This window comes from Actinomyces johnsonii (assembly GCF_006546835.1).
Taxonomy (GTDB): Bacteria; Actinomycetota; Actinomycetes; order Actinomycetales; family Actinomycetaceae; genus Actinomyces; species Actinomyces johnsonii.
Map to the genome: position 1 here is coordinate 123,408 of NZ_VICB01000014.1, position 17,603 is coordinate 141,010.

The 17,603-nt window shown below is 66.6% G+C and carries 13 protein-coding genes and 2 pseudogenes; 5 read left to right on the top strand and 10 right to left on the bottom strand.

Annotated elements, in window-relative coordinates:
• Positions 1-112 precede the first annotated feature (112 nt).
• Entirely contained in the window at positions 113-595 is a 483-nt protein-coding gene (locus tag FK256_RS10325; protein ID WP_021607746.1) for an S-ribosylhomocysteine lyase, read from the bottom strand.
• 40 nt (positions 596-635) lie between these two features.
• Here FK256_RS10325 and FK256_RS10330 point away from each other — a divergent pair, with 40 nt between their 5' ends.
• Both FK256_RS10330 and FK256_RS10335 read left to right on the top strand, forming a co-directional pair.
• Positions 636-1,460 (top strand): alpha/beta fold hydrolase, encoded by an 825-nt coding sequence (locus FK256_RS10330; RefSeq protein ID WP_141424702.1) that lies wholly within the window; start codon positions 636-638, stop codon positions 1,458-1,460.
• 131 nt (positions 1,461-1,591) lie between these two features.
• Positions 1,592-2,887, top strand: coding sequence for an AI-2E family transporter (locus FK256_RS10335; RefSeq protein WP_141424703.1), 1,296 nt, complete (start codon positions 1,592-1,594; stop codon positions 2,885-2,887).
• 233 nt (positions 2,888-3,120) lie between these two features.
• On the opposite strand, the gene FK256_RS10340 is transcribed toward FK256_RS10335, so the two are convergent.
• The 5 genes from FK256_RS10340 to FK256_RS10360 all read right to left on the bottom strand — a co-directional run bounded on the left by FK256_RS10340 (position 3,121) and on the right by FK256_RS10360 (position 8,054).
• Positions 3,121-4,068 carry an ROK family glucokinase gene (locus tag FK256_RS10340; RefSeq protein ID WP_021608715.1) on the bottom strand — a complete coding sequence of 316 codons (948 nt, stop codon included), beginning with the start codon at positions 4,066-4,068 and terminating at the stop codon, positions 3,121-3,123.
• Between the two features lie 154 nt (positions 4,069-4,222).
• Positions 4,223-5,074: a DsbA family protein gene (locus FK256_RS10345; RefSeq protein WP_211343565.1), complete on the bottom strand. Its 852-nt coding sequence runs from the start codon at positions 5,072-5,074 to the stop codon at positions 4,223-4,225.
• A gap of 268 nt (positions 5,075-5,342) precedes the next feature.
• The gene (locus FK256_RS10350; RefSeq protein WP_141424705.1) at positions 5,343-5,828 is read right to left on the bottom strand and encodes a fluoride efflux transporter FluC; all 486 of its coding nucleotides are present in this window, start codon (positions 5,826-5,828) and stop codon (positions 5,343-5,345) included.
• Positions 5,825-6,304 (bottom strand): FluC/FEX family fluoride channel, encoded by a 480-nt coding sequence (locus FK256_RS10355; RefSeq protein WP_141424706.1) that lies wholly within the window; start codon positions 6,302-6,304, stop codon positions 5,825-5,827. The genes FK256_RS10350 and FK256_RS10355 overlap by 4 nt, the downstream gene beginning before the upstream one ends.
• Positions 6,297-8,054: a DUF2079 domain-containing protein gene (locus FK256_RS10360; RefSeq protein ID WP_141424707.1), complete on the bottom strand. Its 1,758-nt coding sequence runs from the start codon at positions 8,052-8,054 to the stop codon at positions 6,297-6,299. Before FK256_RS10360 ends, FK256_RS10355 begins: the two co-directional genes overlap by 8 nt.
• 80 nt (positions 8,055-8,134) lie before the next feature.
• Between FK256_RS10360 and FK256_RS10365 the strand changes: the two genes are divergently transcribed.
• The 3 genes from FK256_RS10365 to FK256_RS10375 all read left to right on the top strand — a co-directional run bounded on the left by FK256_RS10365 (position 8,135) and on the right by FK256_RS10375 (position 12,262).
• Positions 8,135-9,601: an amino acid permease gene (locus FK256_RS10365; RefSeq protein ID WP_211343566.1), complete on the top strand. Its 1,467-nt coding sequence runs from the start codon at positions 8,135-8,137 to the stop codon at positions 9,599-9,601.
• Between the two features lie 23 nt (positions 9,602-9,624).
• Complete coding sequence (locus tag FK256_RS10370) at positions 9,625-10,482, top strand: inositol monophosphatase family protein (RefSeq protein ID WP_141424718.1); 858 nt, start codon at positions 9,625-9,627, stop codon at positions 10,480-10,482.
• Positions 10,483-10,699: 217 nt separating this feature from the next.
• On the top strand, positions 10,700-12,262 hold the full coding sequence (locus FK256_RS10375) for an MFS transporter (protein ID WP_141424708.1): 1,563 nt from the start codon (positions 10,700-10,702) through the stop codon (positions 12,260-12,262).
• Positions 12,263-12,351: 89 nt separating this feature from the next.
• On the opposite strand, the gene FK256_RS10380 is transcribed toward FK256_RS10375, so the two are convergent.
• From FK256_RS10380 to FK256_RS10400, 4 genes and pseudogenes are all read right to left on the bottom strand, one after another.
• Complete coding sequence (locus tag FK256_RS10380; RefSeq protein WP_425321589.1) at positions 12,352-13,527, bottom strand: SGNH/GDSL hydrolase family protein; 1,176 nt, start codon at positions 13,525-13,527, stop codon at positions 12,352-12,354.
• Positions 13,528-13,834: 307 nt separating this feature from the next.
• A complete protein-coding gene (locus FK256_RS10385) occupies positions 13,835-15,019 on the bottom strand; it encodes an amidase domain-containing protein (protein ID WP_170197948.1) in 1,185 nt (394 codons plus the stop codon).
• 813 nt (positions 15,020-15,832) lie between these two features.
• A pseudogene (locus FK256_RS10390) lies at positions 15,833-16,015 on the bottom strand (response regulator transcription factor); the annotation flags it as partial.
• A 353-nt stretch (positions 16,016-16,368) separates the two neighbouring features.
• Positions 16,369-17,583 (bottom strand): annotated as a pseudogene (locus FK256_RS10400) (IS110 family RNA-guided transposase).
• Positions 17,584-17,603 lie beyond the last annotated feature (20 nt).

Below are 17,603 nucleotides of genomic sequence, written 5' to 3' on the forward strand. Positions count from 1 at the left end.
CGGTGACGGGGTTTGACGACGCGCGGCCTTGGTGCCTCACCCTTCCGGAACAGGAGTTGCCGGGTCGTTAGGGCACGGCCGGACGGCGGCCCGATCAGGCGGTTCGGGCTTGTCAGGCCATGACCCGCGTCCACTCCTGGCGGGCGGCGAGGAAGCCGCGCACCGCCTCCTGGGCGGCGGCCAGTGAGTGGTTCGCGCCCCAGCCGCACTGGACCTCGTTGGCCGCCGGAACCTCCTGGGCGTCGAGGACGTCGCGGAAGGCCGCCTCCAGCAGCGGCAGGAACTCCTCGGTCTCCACCCCCAGCATCAGGGCGTAGAAGCCGGTCTGACACCCCATGGGGGAGAAGTCGATGAGCCGGTCGGTGTGGTTGCGCATGAGCTCGGCGCTCAGGTGCTCGATGGAGTGCACGGCCTCCATCTCCAGGTGCTCGCGGTTGGGCTGGCAGAAACGCACGTCGTACTTGATGAGCACGTCCCCGCCGGGCAGCTCCTTGCGGTCGGCCACGCGCACGTAGGGCGCGGCGACCTTGGTGTGGTCCAGGTTGAAAGACTCGACGTTCATCCTCGGCGTGCTCTGCTCGCTCGTGTCGCTCATGGGGCCAGCCTACGGGGCGAGTACAAGGCAGGATGGGGGCATGACTCCACTGGCGCGCATCGTCGCGGGGCCCGACGGCGCCCCCGCCCTGGTCCTTCTCCACGGCATCACCGGCTCCGCGGTCTCCCTGGCCGAGGCCATCGACCACTGGGTGGGCCGCGGCTACCGGGTCGTCGCGGTCGACGCCCGCGGGCACGGCCTGTCCCCGCGGTGGGAGCCGACCCAGCTCGAGCGGGCCGGGGAGGTCCTCGTGGAGGACCTCATCGCCGTCCTGGAGGACCTTGCCACCGGCTCACGCGGCCGGGCCGCGCTGGGACTGTCGACGCCGCCCGCCCCGGTCGTCATCGGCCACTCGATGGGCGCGGCCACCGCCATGGTCGCCGCCGGGCGCCGCCCCGACCTGGTCACCGGCGTCGTCCTGGAGGACCCGGCCCGCTTCGGCACTCGCAGCCCGCGTGAGCTCTTGGCCCGCGGCGCAGCCCGGGAACGGGCCCGCGCCGCCGAGGTCGCCGACCTGCCGGCCGCCGTCGGCCGCGCCCTGGAGACCATGCCCGACGTCGAGGCCCTCCCGGGCGTGTGGGCCTCCCAACGCACTGACCCGGCCCTGCTGCTCTCCGGCGTCGTCACCCCCGAGGTCCCCTGGGACGAGGCGATGGCCGCGCTCGACGTCCCCGCCCTGCTGCTCACCGGCGACCGGCCCGGCAGCGCGCGCGTGGGCCGCGAGGGCCTGGCCACCGCCGCCCGCAATCCCCGGATCACACCGATCCTCGTCCCCGGAGCCGGCCACCAGGTGCGCCGCGGCGACCCGGAGGCCTTCTACTGCGCCGTCGACGAGTGGCTGGCCGAGATTCTGCCCGTGGGCTGAGCCGGAGGAGCCTCGGAGGAGCCTCGGAGGAGCGCGGCAAGAGCGCCTGTCGAGTCGGGAGAGACGGAGAACTCCCGCGGCGCGCAGGGCCGCGTCGTTGGTCAGCTGCGCGCCCGTGGGAGGATGCGGGCATGGCAGCTGTGTCCGAGAAAGCCCGGAAGGCCTCCGCCCCCGTCCCCGGGGAGCGCACGCAGGGGGAGACCACCGCCTACCTCCTGGCGGCGCTGACCATCGGGTCGGTGGGGCTCTACCTCATCAAGGACCTTTTCGCCCCGGCGTTCTTCGCCCTCACCCTGGTGGTGACGGTTCGGCCCCTGGTGTCCTGGATGACGCGCCGTCATGTGCCCCGGGTGCTCGCGGCGACGGCGGCGATCCTGCTCATCTTCGCCTTCGTCGTCCTGCTGTTCGCGGCCCTGGCCGTCGCGGTCGCCCAGCTCGTCGACACCCTCCCGCAGTACGCCCCCAAGTTCCAGGCGATCTGGCAGCAGGCCGAGGCCCGGCTCAACGGCATGGGGGTCGATCAGTCCACAGTGCTCAAGCAGGTCACCAACGTGCTGGACACCTCTCGGCTCGTTACGGTCGCGCAGGCGATTCTGGGGCAGGTGAGCTCGGCCAGCGCGATGCTCGGCGTCATGGCGATGGTGGTCGTCTTCCTCATGTTCGACACCGCCAAGATCGAGATCCGCGCCGCGGCCCTGAGCGTCCTCAAGTCGGGGATGGCCTCCGCCCTCGTCTCCTTCTGCGAGTCGGTGCGCTCCTACTGGATGGTCTCCACGCTCTTCGGCTTCATCGTGGCCGTCATCAACGTCCTGACCCTGTGGTACCTGGACGTGCCGATGGCGATCACCTGGGGCGTGGTCTCCTTCATCACCAACTACATCCCCAACATCGGCTTCGTCCTGGGCGTGGTGCCGCCGGCGATCCTGGGACTGGTGGACTCCGGACCCTGGACGGCGCTGTGGGTGGTCCTGTCCTACGTGGTGGCTAACTTCGTCATCCAGTCCCTCATCCAGCCCAAGTTCACCGGTGACGCGGTGGGGCTCAACACGACGACGACCTTCCTGTGCCTGCTGTTCTGGTCCACCGTCATCGGGGCGCTGGGGACGATTCTGGCGGTGCCGCTAACTCTGTTCGTCAAGGCCATTCTCATCGACTCCGACCCGCGCTCGCGCTGGGTGGGCATCTTCCTGTCCGCAGGAGACGCGCCCGTGCGCGACCCCGATGAGCTCGATGAGGACGTGCTCGACGAGCTCGACCTGGACGGCGATGGCATCGGGGCGGCGGACCCCGACCACGGTAGGCCGGTTGTTGAGCGGTTCGCCGACAAGGCTGAGAAGGTTGAGAGAACGGCTAAGAGTGCCGACAGCGCCGACGACGTCGATGGCTCCGCGCCGTCCGGCAGCCGTCAACGTCCCCAGGCGGACTGACCTCCCGAGGATGAGTCGGTCGCCGGCGGGAATCGGCGACTGCGTTTTGCCGCGAGAACGTACTTCTCCCGCAGACGACTGAGGTCCGCCCCCAGTCATCTGCGGGACAACGCAGTTCTCGCGCGGAAAGTACGTCCTCGATGACGTGGACTCCGGTTCGGCTGACCGGTGTGAGAGCCCTCGGGCTCAGGCTTTGCGCGGCCGGCCGACTCCGGGACCTCGCTCCACGAACCTCAGGGCTGGCGGGCCAGGTCCGCGGCGCCAACGAGCCCGGCCTCCTGACCGCCCTCGGCCAAGACCACCGGGATGGTGGGCCGGTAGGTGCCGGCTGTGAGGTTGGCGGCGAAGGCCTTGCGCGTGGGGGCCAGCAGGATGTCCCCGGCCTCGGCCAGGCCTCCGGCGATGACGATGACCTCGGGGTCCAGCAGTGCGCACATGTCCGCCAGTCCCACCCCCAACCAGCGGGTGAGCTGCTCGTAGCACTCCAAGGCGGCCGGGTCCCCCTCGCGGGCGGCGGCGGTGACGGCCTTGCCGGAGATGTGCTCCGGGTCGCCTCCGGAGAGCTCGATGATGCGGGCCGCGTAAGCGGGGCGGAACTGAGCCAGCTCCCAGCCGTTGACGCCCAGGGCCGTGCCGGCACTGTAGCGCTCCAGGCACCCGCGCAGGCCGCAGCCGCAGGGACGGCCCCCGGGGACAACGGTGATATGCCCGATCTCCCCGCCGAATCCGGCCGCCCCGCGCAGAAGGTGTCCGTCGACGATGATCGCCCCGCCCACGCCGGTGCCGATGGCCACGATGAGGGCGTTGCGCTTGCCTCGGGCCGCCCCGAAGCGGGCCTCGGCCCAACCGAACGCGTTGGCGTCGTTCTCAACGACGACGGGCAGGCCCACGCCCTCGGAGACGACGTCGCCGATCCGCATCCCGGTCCAGTCCAGGTTGGTGCCGTGCGCCATCGTGTTGCGGTCGGAGGACACCATCCCAGCCGCCCCGATGCCCACGGTGGCCGCGTCCGGGAAGTCCTCGTGCAAGCGCCTCACCACCGTGGTGATCGTGTCGATGATCGCCCGGCGGTTGGCGGCGGGCGAGTCGCACCGAACCGTCTGAAGAACCTGTCCGTCGTCATCGACGACGCCTGCTGCGATCTTCGTTCCGCCGACATCCACTCCGATACTTAGTGCCATGCTCTCGCTCCTTGTGAAAACGACCGTTGTTTACGTTGCCATCCGCGTTGCTGCTCGTCCAGCGACCGATGAACTGAGGGTGAGTTGAATAGGGGAAGAATATCGTCCCCGGCCCGCCGTGGTGGCGAGTCGGGGACGAGGAACCGACGAGTCGTCAGTGCGATGCGGTCGGTGCAGCGGAGCTCTTGGACGTTTTGGCCTTGGCGGCCTGGCTGTTGATGACGGCCTTCATATAGTCGGCGTCCTTGTAGCCGCTGATGAAGGTCTCGCCTACGATCATGAACGGGGTGCCCGTGATGCCGATCGAGTGGGCGTGGTTCTTGGCCTCGGTGACGGCGGTGGCGGTCTCCTCCGACGCCATGTCGGTGCGGAATTGCGCGATGTCGGCCACCCCGGCCTTCTGGGCGAAGGCGACCAGCGAATCCTCGGTGTACTCCGGGTGGTCCTGGGGGTTGGCAGCGGCGTAGACGGCGTCGTGGAACTCCCAGAACTTGCCCTGTTTGGCCGCGGCCCGGCCGGCCTGGGCGGCCAGGGGCGAGGTGGGGCTGATCTGGGCCAAGTCGCGCCACTCGATGCGCAGGGTTCCCTTGTCCACCAGGTCGGCGAGTTCGGGCTCGACGTTCTGAGCGAACTGGGTGCAGTAGGGGCAGGCGAAGTCGGAGTAGACGACCATGACGACCGGGGCGTCGACCTTGCCCTTGGCCTGGGTGTCGGCGGGGTCGCGGTGGGTCTCGGAGTGGATGATCTCCAGGGTCTGCTGGTCGGCTACCGGTGGAGCCGGTGTGGGCTCGGGGACCGCCGTGGCCGAATGGCCGGTGTTGGCCGAGGCGGTGGTGGATGTGGCTGTCTGGGAGCCGGCGGCGCCTCGGTGGTGCCGGGAGGCGACGTCCTGCAGCAGCAGCGCGGCGATGACGGCCAGGATGACGGCGATGGCCAGGAGGACGACCACGACGGTGCGATTACCCTTCGAAGGGGTAGGCGTCGTAGAAGGCGGCTGAACACTCATGGCAGGGAGTCTCTCAGAGGAGCGCCGTCCCGCAATACGCCTGATAAGTCTAGTGAGAGCACAGTTCGTCACAGCCGTCTCAGGGGTATCTCAGCCGCGCCCTCAACCTCACAAGGCGCTCACGGGCCGCTTACGGCGCGCTCACGAATGTCACCGAAGGTCATCGGCGTCGGACCGACGTCGTCGCACGCACTTCGACCGATTTTTCATAGACGNNCGTCTATGAAAAATCGGTCGAAATAGAGTCGGGACCCGGATCGGTGCTGCCCTAGTGCAGGGCCGCCCCCGCGGACAGTCCGAGTCCGACGGCGCCCAGCGTGGCTGCCGTCATGAGGGCGGCGTGGGCAAGAGCCGGCCCCCACCGGCCCGCCAGCAGCAGTCGCGCCCCTTCGACGCAGGCCGTGGAGAACGTGGAGTACCCGCCCAGGAACCCGGTCCCCAGCACGCGAACTGCCGCGGCCACCCAGGATCCGGGATCCGGCGCGCTGCCCGCCGATCCCATGAGCAGTCCCATGAGGAAGCAGGCCGTCACATTGACCACGACGGTGCCCCAGGGCATCCGCCGCGCCTGAGTACCCTTGGAACGACGTCGTGTGGAGGTGCTTGCCGAGATGGCCTCGCTCACTCGGCCGTTGAGCCGGTTCACGCAGGCGTCCACGCTCCAGCGGCAGGCGGCCCCCGCGCCTCCGGCCAGCGCCAGGGGCAGCCAGACGGCGAGCCACCCCAGCAGCCCGGTGACTCCGGTCGCGCTCATGCGGCCCCCCGGCGGGAGGAAGCGCCCCGACGCTCCCGACGGCGCAGGCGGCCCGCCAGCCACAGCCCGACGGCGGCCGCTGCGAGCCCGGCCGCCATTGACCCCAGGAGATAGGCGGTGCCAAGGGCGGGGCGGCCGGCGGCTGGACCGGGAGCCAGGAGCCGGTGACTCTCCAGGACGAAGGTGGAGTGCGTCGTCAGCCCGCCCAGCACCCCCGTTCCCAGGACCAGTCGCAGTCGGGGCCGTCGCTCGCCGAGCGCCCCGATCAGCAGCCCCAGCGCCAGGGCGCCGACAACGTTGATGACCAGCGTCGTCGTCGGCAGGTGACCGGGGGCGGCGGGCCACGCCTGTTCAAGGACCGCTCGCACCAGGGTGCCCGCGCAGCCGCCCGCGGCGACCAGGGTCAGCGAGCCCGCTGCCGAGGGCGTCCGACCTGCCGTGGACCCGGGCCCCGCCCCGGGGGCCGCATCAGTCATTGCGCTTGGCGATCTGGTAGCCGTTCTTGTTGTAGATGACGGTGTAGGTCGCCCCCTGCTTGGAGTGCTGCTCGCCCCAGGCGGCGGCGTCGGAGACGCCCCACTGGTTGCCGCCGCCGTTGCGGTTCATGACGACGTACTCCTTGTCCGGACCGCTCGTTCCCATCCAGGAGACCTCGGCCCGCGGGACCAGGTAGGCCAGCATCGACAGGTCGGTGACCACGGTGGACCCCTCGGGAATGGTGGCGATGACCTCGTGGGCGGTGGCCACCCGCCGTGCCTCCGGGTCCTCCTTCTTGGTCTGGTCGTTGGGTGTGTTGAAGTTCTGGTCGGTGGCCTTCCACAGCGGCAGATACGGGGCGGACAGGACACCGGTGGCCACCACCGTCACGATACCCGCCGTGACCACGTGGCGGTACCGCAGCGGTACGGTGAGCCAGGTGGGGAAGACGGTCGGGCGCCTGCGCAGCCCACCGCCGCTGCTCTCACCGCTTTCACTGTCCTCATCAGCGCCGCCGTCCGCTTCGCTGGCGGTATCGGTCGTGCTGTCAGCGCCGTCGCCCGCCTCGCCGCAGGAGTCGGCGGCGGTATCGCTGGCGGTATCGGCGGCGACGTCAGTGCCGGTAGCACCGGTCGGTGACTCGGGAACGGCCAGGCCGTCGACCCCCACTTCCCTGACGGGTCGGCCGGCCTCGTAGGCGCCGTGCGCGCGGTATCGGGCCACGACGTCGAGCAGTGCCCCCAGCGCGATCGGCATGAGGGTGACGTTGTAGTGCCAGTTGTCCCACACCCAGTAGAAGTCCACCGACCCCAAGAACCGCCACGCCAACGTGGGCAGGACCACGAGCAGCCAGGGCGAGGTCAGCCCGATGACGCCGCTGGTGAGGACCAGCATGACGACGACCTTGACCTTCTGGGTCAGGGCGTCGGGCGAGGCCGGCTTGTCCGAGCTCAGCCCGTAGTCCCACACCCCGTTGATGTTGAAGGCGGGCAGGAACACGAGGACGGAGAAGAGGAAGGCCGCGACCCCTCCGACGATCATGCCCACTCCCAGCCGCAGCCCCCGGCTTCGATTGCGGGCGTCGTCGGCTCCGTCGGCACTGGAGTCGCCGACGGTGCAGGTCCGGTACCAGGCCGGGACCACCGAGGTGAGGATGACAGCAACCCCGATCATGAGAACCGTCAGCCCCATATCCTCCTTGACCAGGACCAGCGGCGCCGACCAGGCCGCCACCGCCACCCATCGCCGCTCCACGAATGCCACCGAGGCGAAGGCCAGCATCGGCATTGCGAAGGCGATCTCGTGGAACTGCGCCGCCACCGCCCCCTGCATCCCCCAGGACAGGACGTAGACAAGGCCCAGGGCCCCGCCCACCCACTGATTCGTCAGCCGGCTGGCCAGGCGGGTCAGCGGCCAGGCCGAGACCGCCAGCAGCAGGTCCTGGGTGACGAGCAGGCTCAGGGGGGTGGGGAAGAGCCGCCAGATCGGCCCCAGCAGAATGAGAATCGGGTGGAAGTGGTCCCCCAAGAGATTGAACCCGTCGCCCTTGATCGGGACGATCGGGGCTTGAAGGTGGGCGTAGGCCTTGGCCAGCTCGGAGAAGATCGCCAGGTCCCAGCTGGGCACCTGCTTCATCGTCTCCCACTGGACGATTGAGTAGTAGATCATCACCCAGGCGCCGATAACGACGACGATCGCGGCCGGAATCGAGTGGCGGATCTGGTCCCTGAGGTTCACGGCGAGGTTCACGTCTCCGAGCCTACCCGTGTGAATCCGGGATGAACCTGGTACCGCTAGGCTCGTGGCGTCACCCACGATCAGGAGACGAGATGTCCCAGACCCCGCAGCCCGCCGAACCCACCCCGGTGGCCGAGTCCTCAGCGCCACATCAGCGCTCTGACCTCGAAGAACTGGCGGACCATGACGCCGAGCCCCAGCTCCAGCGTCACCTGACCAACCGTCACGTCCAGCTCATCGCCATCGGCGGGGCGATCGGAACCGGGCTGTTCATGGGCTCGGGAAAGACGATCTCCCTGGCCGGTCCCGGCGTACTCGTCGTCTACGCGGTCATCGGCGCCTTCCTCTTCCTGGTCATGCGGGCCCTGGGCGAGGTGCTCCTGTCCAACCTGTCCTACAAGTCCTTCGCCGATGTCGCCCACGACCTCATCGGGCCGTGGGCCGGCTTCTTTGTGGGCTGGACCTACTATGTGTGCTGGTTGGTGACGGCTGTGGCCGAGGTCATCGTCATCACCGGCTACGTGGGGTACTGGTGGCCGACTCTGCCCCTGTGGGTCACGCCGGTAGTGACCGTGGCCCTGCTGTTCAGCCTCAACCTGGCCACCGTCAAGGCCTTCGGGGAGATCGAGTTCTGGTTCTCCATCATCAAGATCGTGGCCATCGTGGCGCTCGTCGTCGTCGGCGTCATCATGGTGCTGCGCGGCTTCACGGCGCCCAACGGGGCCCGGGCCCAGGTGTCCAATATCTGGGCAGGCGGCCTGCTCCCCAACGGGCTGAAAGGATTCTTCGGGGCCTTCCAGATCGCCATCTTCGCCTTCGTGGGCACCGAGCTCGTGGGGACCGCCGCCGCTGAGGCCAAGGACCCCGAGGTCACCCTGCCGCGGGCGATCAACGCCATCCCGATGCGCATCGTCCTGTTCTACCTGGGGGCGCTCGCGGCCATCATGGCCGTCACCCCGTGGCGGGAGATCAACCCCGAGAAGAGCCCCTTCGTGTCTATGTTCGCCCTGGCGGGGCTTGGTGTGGCCGCCAGCGTTGTCAACTTCGTGGTGCTCACGGCCGCGGCGTCGTCGGCCAACTCCGGGGTCTACTCCACCTCCCGGATGCTGTTCGGCCTGTCCTGGGCGGACAACGCCCCCCACGTCTTCCGCAGGCTGACGGCCCGATCGGTACCCGGAATCTCCCTCATCGTCACCTGCGTCAGCCTGTTGGCCTCGATCCCGCTGCTCTACACATCCGAGTCCATCATCGATGCCTTCACAACCGTGACGACCGTGGCCAGTGTCCTGTTCATCTTCGTGTGGTGCGTCATCGTCATCTCCTACTTGCGCTTCCTCACCCTGCGGCCCGAGCTCCACCGAGCCAGCGCCTTCCGCCTGCCCGGTCAGCGCGTGGCGGCCTGGCTGTGCCTGGTCTTCTTCGCCTTCGTCATCTGGACCCTCACCCAGGCCCACGACACCCGGGTCGCGGTCTTCGTCTCGCCCCTATGGCTGGTGGCGCTGGGGGTGGCGTGGGTCGTCCACAGCCGCCGGCTCGCCGGACAGGAGCAGCAGTCGTGACTGCTGGCGGCGATCGAACGGAGATGCCACCGGCAGGGGCGACAGGGGGCTCGATGTCGTCGGCCTCCCTGGAGGATCTGCTCGCCCGGGCGGCCGCCGCGGTCCGTCGGGCCGCCGCCTTCGCCCTGAACCCGGGCGAGGAGCTGCGCATCGAAGCTAAGGCGCACCGCAACGACCTGGTCACCCAGGTCGACCGCGGTGTCGAGGAGCGCATTGCCCGCCAGTTGGAGGACACCGGCATCCCCCTCCACGGCGAGGAGAAGCACCGGATCGAGGACTTCGAGGCCTATCGCGGGCGTGCCTGGGTGCTCGACCCCATCGATGGGACCCTCAACTACGTGTCTACCCACCGTGACTGGGCCATCTCGCTGGCCCTGGTCGACGACGGTGTCCCTGTGCTGGCGATCCTCGCCGACCCCGTCGCCGATCGGCTCTACACGGCGATCCGTGGCCGGGGTGCCTGGGTCGAGCCGCTGATGACTGGCGCAGCGGGCGCTGACGGCCCCGACGGTGTCGGGCACAGGGTTCTGCAACCGGTGGAGGACCTGCCCCTGAGTGAGGGGATGGTGATCGCCCACTATCAGCTCACGCAGCACGCGGCCATCGGCCGGGCCATCGAGACCTCCCGCGGCATGCGCTGCTACGGGGCGGCCGCCCTGGAGATGGCGGAGGTGGCCGCGGGCGGCGCGGTGGTCTACGCCCAGCCGCTGCTCCAGCCCTGGGATGTCGCGGCCGGGGCGCTCCTGTGCACCGAGACCGGCGTTGTCCTCACCCGGATGGACGGGGCGCCCTTCGACGTGCGCCGCGCCGGGTCGCTGCTCGTAGCCACCCCCGCGGCCCACGCCGAGGTGCTCGGGCATCTGTGCGTCGCCGGCGACTAAGGTTCGCAGGACCGGGCTGGTCCGCGCGTTCGTACCTTAGGGTGCGCGTTCGAGGGGTAAAGGGTGCGAACGCGACACCTACCCTACGAACGCGTGAGCGGTCAGCCGTTCGATACGTACAGCGCAGGCGGCCATGCCGGTGTTAGTCTTCATTGCGGTCATTTAGGTCCGGGCGCGCTTGCCGCCACCCGAGGGATCGTTGCGAAAGGTGCGCCGTGTGAGGCAGGCACTCATCTTGCTGTTGATCTGCACCGCCAACTTCATGAACGTCCTGGACGTCACGGTCGTCTCCGTCGCGCTTCCTGACATGGGCGCCACGCTGGGCGCATCGCTGAGCGAGCTCCAGTGGGTCGTCAACGCCTACACCCTGCCGCTGGGGACGCTTCTGATGTCTGCGGCGACCCTGAGCGGATCGGTGGGACGGCTGCGTCTGTTCCGCTGGGGAATCGCCCTGTTCACAGCCGGTTCCCTGGTCTGCGCGTTGGCGCCGTCGGTGGACGTCCTGGACTGGAGCCGCTTCATTCAGGGTGTCGGCGGTGCGATTTTCCTGGGCGTCGGCGTCCCCATGATCTCCGACCGCTACCAGGCAGGCCCTGCCCGGGCGCGGGCGATCGGGGTATACGGGGCGGTCTCCGGCTCGGCCATCGCCCTGGGGCCGCTCATCGGCGGCGGGCTTGTCCTGCTGGCGGGCTGGCGCTCGATCTTCTGGGTCAATGTCCCGGTGGGCCTCGCAGTCTGGCTGGGCTCGCGATGGGTTCCCGAGACAGGCGCGGATCGGGGCGCCGCTACGACAGGTGCGGAGGTCAGGAAGGTCGACTGGCCGGGCACGGCCCTGTGCGTCGCTATGACGGGGACGCTGACGCTCGCACTCCTCCAGGGCAACACGTGGGGGTGGACCTCACCCGCGATCGTCTCCCTACTGATCGGCTCGGTGGTGCTGTTCGGCGCCTTCTGCGTCGTCGAGCGACGATCGGCCGGCCCCATGGTGGATGTTGCGATCCTTACCGAACCCACCTACGCAGGCAGCGTCATGGTCGGGTTCATCATCCAGGCGGCCCTCATCGGGCCGATGGCCTTCCTGTCCCTGTACGCGCAGAACATCTACCGGTTGACGCCGGCCCAGACCGGGCTGTGCTTCCTGCCCTTCAGCGCCTCCGCCCTCGTTGTGGCCGCCTCCTGCGGGGGAGCGGTCAGGCGCCATGGGGCCAGGGCGAGTCTGCTGGGGATTGTGTTGGGCGGCGTCGTCGGCTCCTGCCTGCTCATGCTCCTGCGCGGATCGAGTACCTGGCTGGTCCTCATCCCCGGGCTCGTCCTGGCGGGGGCCGCCACCGGGGCCACCGGGACGATCGTCAACCAGCTGGCGGTCTCCTCGGCCGATGAGGAGACCGCGGGGATGACCTCGGGATTCTCCGCCTCCGCTCGCCAGCTCGGCATCGTCATGGGGGTCGCGGTGATAGGTGTGAGCTATGAGCGCATCATCCGGAGGGTGATGACGATGGCCCCGGAGATCGGCGTCCTGGGGCGGGCCGCGGATCGGGAGCGTCTCATCTCCCTGGTGGCCTCCGGCAAGGGACTGCGGGCACTGGAGGGTTGGCCAGCCGCTGCGCCGGCTGGAGTGCGAACCCACCTGGCGCCACTGGTCCGCTCCGCCACGGATGCGGGCCTCACCGTCAGCCTGGCGGTCGGGGTTGCCGCGATGCTCGCCGTGGCGATCTACCTGGCACTCACCGTGCCCGGTCGGCGTGCGAAGACCGGTGTTTTGCACCTGTTCTCCTCGTGACCATACGACCCGCGTGGTCGTGCCTTAGGGCGCGCGTTCGAGGGGTAGAGGGTACGAACGCGCGCCCTAACCTGCGAATGCGCGGGTAGTCAGCTGGCGGGGGCTACTTGGGTGGTGAAGTCTTCCTTGCCCTGGTTGTCGGTGATGACGGCGGTGATGGAGACCTGCTGGTCGGCGGGGACGGTGGTGGTGGCCTGGGCGCCGGTGAGGATCTCTTCGGTGCCGTCGGCGTGTTGGATGTACCAGTCGACGTTCGTGATCGTGCCGTCGGTGTCGGTGGAGGCCGAGGCGTCCAGGGTGATCTGGTCGCCGTCGCGGGTGAGGGTGAAGGAGCCGGTGGGGCGCATGTTGTCCACCTGTGCCTGCGCGGCGGCGGGCTGCTCCTGAGCGGCCTGCTGGTCGTTCAGGGTGTTCATGACGGAGGTGGCCATGGCTTTGTGGCCGTCGGCGTTGGGATGGAAGCGTCCGGAGTTGAGCAGACCCTGGAACCAGGAGGCCCCTTCGCCGCACAGCTCGTGTCCGGCGAAGGAGTCGGAGGGGTCGGTGAACTGGTGGCCGTGGCGCAGGGCGGCGGCTTTGAGGGCGATGTTGAGCTCATTGGTGCGGGCGTTGATCCAGCGCTGGTCCACTTTGGCGAGTCCCTGGCAGCGGCCGGGTACGGGACCGCCCGTGCCTCCCGTCGAAGTGAACATGCGCGGGTAGCCGACGGCGACGACGGTCGCGCCCGGGGCGCGGGTGGCGATGTCGGTCATGATCGTGTCGTAGCTGTAGACACCGGCCTGCTTCCCCTTGCCGGCCAGGGCGTCGATGGTCGAGTCGACCGGGTCGGTGAGTTCCTTGTCGCTGCTGCAGTTGGAGAAAGGGGGCTGGGTGACGCACTCGGAGAGGATCTTGGCGAAGCCGGCGTCGTTGCCGCCGATGGAGAAGGTGACCAGGCCGGTGGAGGCGTCCAGGTGATCGAGCTGGGCCGGTTCTTTCCACGGGGTGCGGGCCTCGTAGAAGTGCTTGGTCCAGGCGCCGGAGCAGGCGCCGAAGTCGAGTGTCTTGCCGGTCCGGTCGGCGACCTGGTGGGCGTAGGCCGCCGTGGCACGCTTGCACTTGTTACCGTTCTCCACCTGCACGTCGGTGCCCTTGGCATAGGGAGGAGCGCCGACGCCGGAGGCGTAGGAATCCCCGAGGGCCACGTAGTTGCCCGCCGGCAGGGACGGGGCCAGAGGTGCTGAGTAGACCGAGGGGCCGACGGCGGTGAAGACGGCCAGAGTCATGGCGAGTGCACCGAGGCGGGCGGGTCGGACGGAACGGAGTCGCAGGAGCCGGACGAGGTGTTGAAGGAGTTCGGTCGAAAGCGGTGAGTGATGGGGACGGTTGGGCACAGTGAGCTCCTCGACATTGAACTGACGACTCAAAAGAATACTACCGATCGGTGAAGTTTAGTGGATCGCGAGGTTGTACGCGACCTACTGTTTCTGAAATAACTACTGCCGCCTGATTGAGGGTAGCCCTCAGCCGCCGATATAGCTCCATGCTGCGTCGATAGTATGTATCTTGATCTCGCAGTATGAAACGACTTCCCTACCGTTTTAGGGCGTACCATGTGACGTCCAACCCTTGTTTGTCAGCACGTTTTTTAGTTTGCGAGACTGGGATGTTGTGCCGGTTGGGCGTCTTTTGTGAAATTCGTGGTTCACCCGCCCAACTAGTCCCGGTTACGACCATGACATGGTCAATTTTTCCGTCCGGCCCGCCTTTCTTTCTTTCAGGGTACCAGTCTGTGTAGAAAAGGTCGCCCGCGCGTGCCGCTTGGATGTCTATGAGCGGTGTGTAAGAACTGTGCTTGATAACATAGTTATATTGGAATGATGCTACGCTCCATGTGTGTGATGCTACTTGAGATCCGGGGATGTGCCAAAGATATCTTGGCGTCCAAATGTCTGGACTATCGGGCGGAAGATTCAGTTTCGGTGGCAGGAATCCAGGTCGTATGCCCCAACCTCCTGCATGCAGAACTTCTGAAACGAAATTTGCGCAGTTATTTCCTGCGTGCGGGTAATCTGGATTGAAGTCATCTCCTTTGTCTCCGTTGTTCGGACGGCCCGTCCATTTAAGCGCATACTTAACCATGTTCCCAACATTTGTGCGAGGTTGCTTATGCCGCGCGGGTGACGCGGCAGGTTGATCTTCTGAATCCTCAGCATCTGGTAATGCAGCGGCGTTGGGGTCATCCGAGGATGGTGTTGGATTGTAACCTTCCGGGACTTCTCCGGCGATTGCGGCCTCTTCCGCGGCGCTATCGTCGATTTCGTCGGCAGTGACGATATAGCCACTGCTACCCTGTGATAGCGTGATGAGATGACGGTCCGACCAGCTTCCCGGTTCGCTTTCACCATTGTATGTAAATTCTGTCGAAATATCTGCCGTGACGATAATGGTTCCGTCCTGCTGAGGCGTTGTTTCGATGATGCTGACTTCGCTTTTCGCGGAAGTCACCGCCGTGCCCTCATTGGCCAACTCGTCCCGAGAATCGTGGGCTTCTTGCTCGGTTAAAGTAAGAGTTGCAGCAGACGTGGAGGTATTGGAGTTGGTCCATTCCGCGTCTACGGTCGCTTGATAGTCGGAGACAGCTTTGGTGACCGTTTCATTGTCGGGCTCAGAATCAGCCTGTCCAGGCAGGGCAACCGATGGGACCGAACAACCGAGCGCAATTGACGCCGCAAAAATAAATGAGAGTTTGCGTAGTGAAGGTTTAGTGCACCTCATGGTCCATTCTCCTTTTGTGGAACTATATCTCCTGTAGAACGACATCGATCTGACTAATGTGAGCCCCATTATGCGATTTCAACAGGTGACAAAAATTGCTTGGTAAATCTATGCCGTATATTTGATGATGGTAGTAAATCGGCTTGTCGGACTAGGGTAGTGAATGGGCAGTTGTATTCCTGTGGTGGTAGGTGTTCGTCGTGGATGCGGCGGTGAGCGGTCAACCATCAGCTGACGCTACGCGCAATAGTGACAGGGACGTCGAAGGTGGCAAGTATAGAATATCCGCGCGGAGCCTCCTTACGAATAGAACATTTTGGTCGAAAATAGTTCTGAGACACGGCTCCGGGTGCGTCCAAATTCAACACGACCCACCCCAGACATATCTACCTGTTCCTGCTGTTCCAAAGCTCAGGCCACCCGCACATCCACTCCCGGTGAGAAAACCACAGTGAATGCCTCCTGTTCGTAATTTATGCAGGGAGCGTGTGTGTGCGATCTGAAGGTTTGACGATCAAGATGCGGAAGCGCATTTGCTAAGATAGCCAAAAGAAAATGGCCAGGGACAGGGCCAACAGATGTCATCGGGACTGTGGCTAATGGGATTCAGAGTACCGAAAGAAAAGGGTAGTAGTGACAACATATCGGCCTTCCTTCGGGGAGTGTGTTGGAACATGACACATTGATGATAGACACGTGCGTTCTTTTCTCACATCGGCCGATCGGATGGTCCGTATGGGCGATCCGTCGTCTGGGTGGACCACCTTTTGACGGAGTACGTGGGCTGGACGGAGACTTCGGTATCAACGATGATTATACTAGTCCGCCGCGTATTGCTTTCACTACGGCTCCCACTCGATCTTGTACGCCGAGCTTAGCGATGAGTGTTGAAACATGAGTCTTCACCGTCGCTTCGCTGATATTGAGCTTTCGGGCTATCTGTTTGTTGGACAGGGCTTCGGCCATGAGTTTCAAAACTTCGATCTCTCGTGATGAGGGTCGCGCAAATTTGATCCTGATTCATAATGCTTAGTGTGTCAGGGATTTTTCGGTTTAGGGGGTGCCCTTTATGTGGTGTGTCGGGCGGCTGCGGGTAGTTTCGTGGCTGGTTGAGGGTCGTGGAGGGGGCTGTTGTGCATCATGGCGTGCAGGGTCAGGATGCGGCGGTGGCCCGGCGCCTGATCCACGTGCCGGTGGGGTGGAGGCCCACGCAGCTGGTGGTGCGCGTGAGACGCTTCGCCTGCACTCACTGCCGCCGAGTGTGGAGGCAGGACACGAGCGGCCTGGCTATGCCCGGGAGCCGTCTGACCCGCTCGGCAGTCGAGTGGGGGGTGCCCCTATGTGGTGTGTCAAGCGGCGGTGGGTAGTTTCGTGGCTGGTTGTGGGTCGTAGAGGGCTCCATCTCGGATCATGGCGTGCAGGGTCAGGATGCGGCGGTGGGCCAGGGCGAGGACGGCCTGGTTATGGCGTTTGCCTTGGTCTCGTTTGCGCTGGTAGTAGGCCCGGGAGACGGGGTCGGAGCGCAGGGAGGCGAAGGCGGAGGGGAACATGGCGCGCTTGAGCCTCTTGTTGCCGCCGTGGGAGACGTGCTCGCCCCTTATGGAGGAGCCTGATCTCCTGGTTACCGGTGCCAGGCCGGCGTAGGAGGCTAGCTGGGCGCCGGTGCCTGGAGGTCCTTGCCCAGGGTCTCGGCCAGGAAGACGGCGGCGGCCGGGACCCCTGATCCCGGGCATGGAGGTCAGGACCTGGCATATGAGGGTGGGCCTGCACCAGGGTCTCGACCTGGGCGGCGACATCGGCCCGCTGAGCGTGCAGCGCGATGAGCTGCCTGGCCAGGTGGGGCAGCACCACTGCGGCGGCGTCGGTGCCGGCGACCACCACGGTCTGGTGCTCCAGGGCCGAGACGATCTGGCCGGCCCAGGTGGCGTGCCGCCTGCACCCGTGCTTCTTGAGCCTGGCGTCAATCCTTGCCTTGCCCGCTCGCTTCAGATCGGCTGGAGTGGGCCAGGCGGCGATGACCTCCAAGACGGCGTCGTGCTCCAGCCAGGGCCCTACCACGGCCTCGAGGGCTGGGTGGATCTGGGTGTACAGGCCCCGGATCCGGTTGGCGGTCTGGTTGACCTGGCGGGCCAGGTCCAGGTCGAAGCCAGTCAGCATGCTCAGCGCCGCGGCGTCCTCGTCCGAGGTGCTGACGGCTCTCAGGGTGTGGGGCATGGTCCTTGCGGCCTGGGCGATGACGGCCGCGTCCTTGGCATCGGTCTTGGCGCTGCCCGGCGTCAGGTCAGCGATGCGTCGCATCGACAGTCCGGGCAGGTATCCCACGGTGAAGCCCATGTCCTGAGCCACTGCCACGGCCAGGGCCCCGATGGTGGCGGGCTGATCGACCACCACCAGCACCTGCCCATTTGCCTGCAGGCGCTGGTAGACCTCACGCAGCCGGTCCTCTTCGTTGGGCAGAGCCCTGTCGAAGACCTTCCGCCCGTCCCGGTTCAGGGCAGTGGCCCAGTGCTCGCTCCTTGCCGACGCCCGGTGCCGATGAAGACCTCGATGTCCTCGATATTCATCTTCGTGCCGCCTCTCGCTG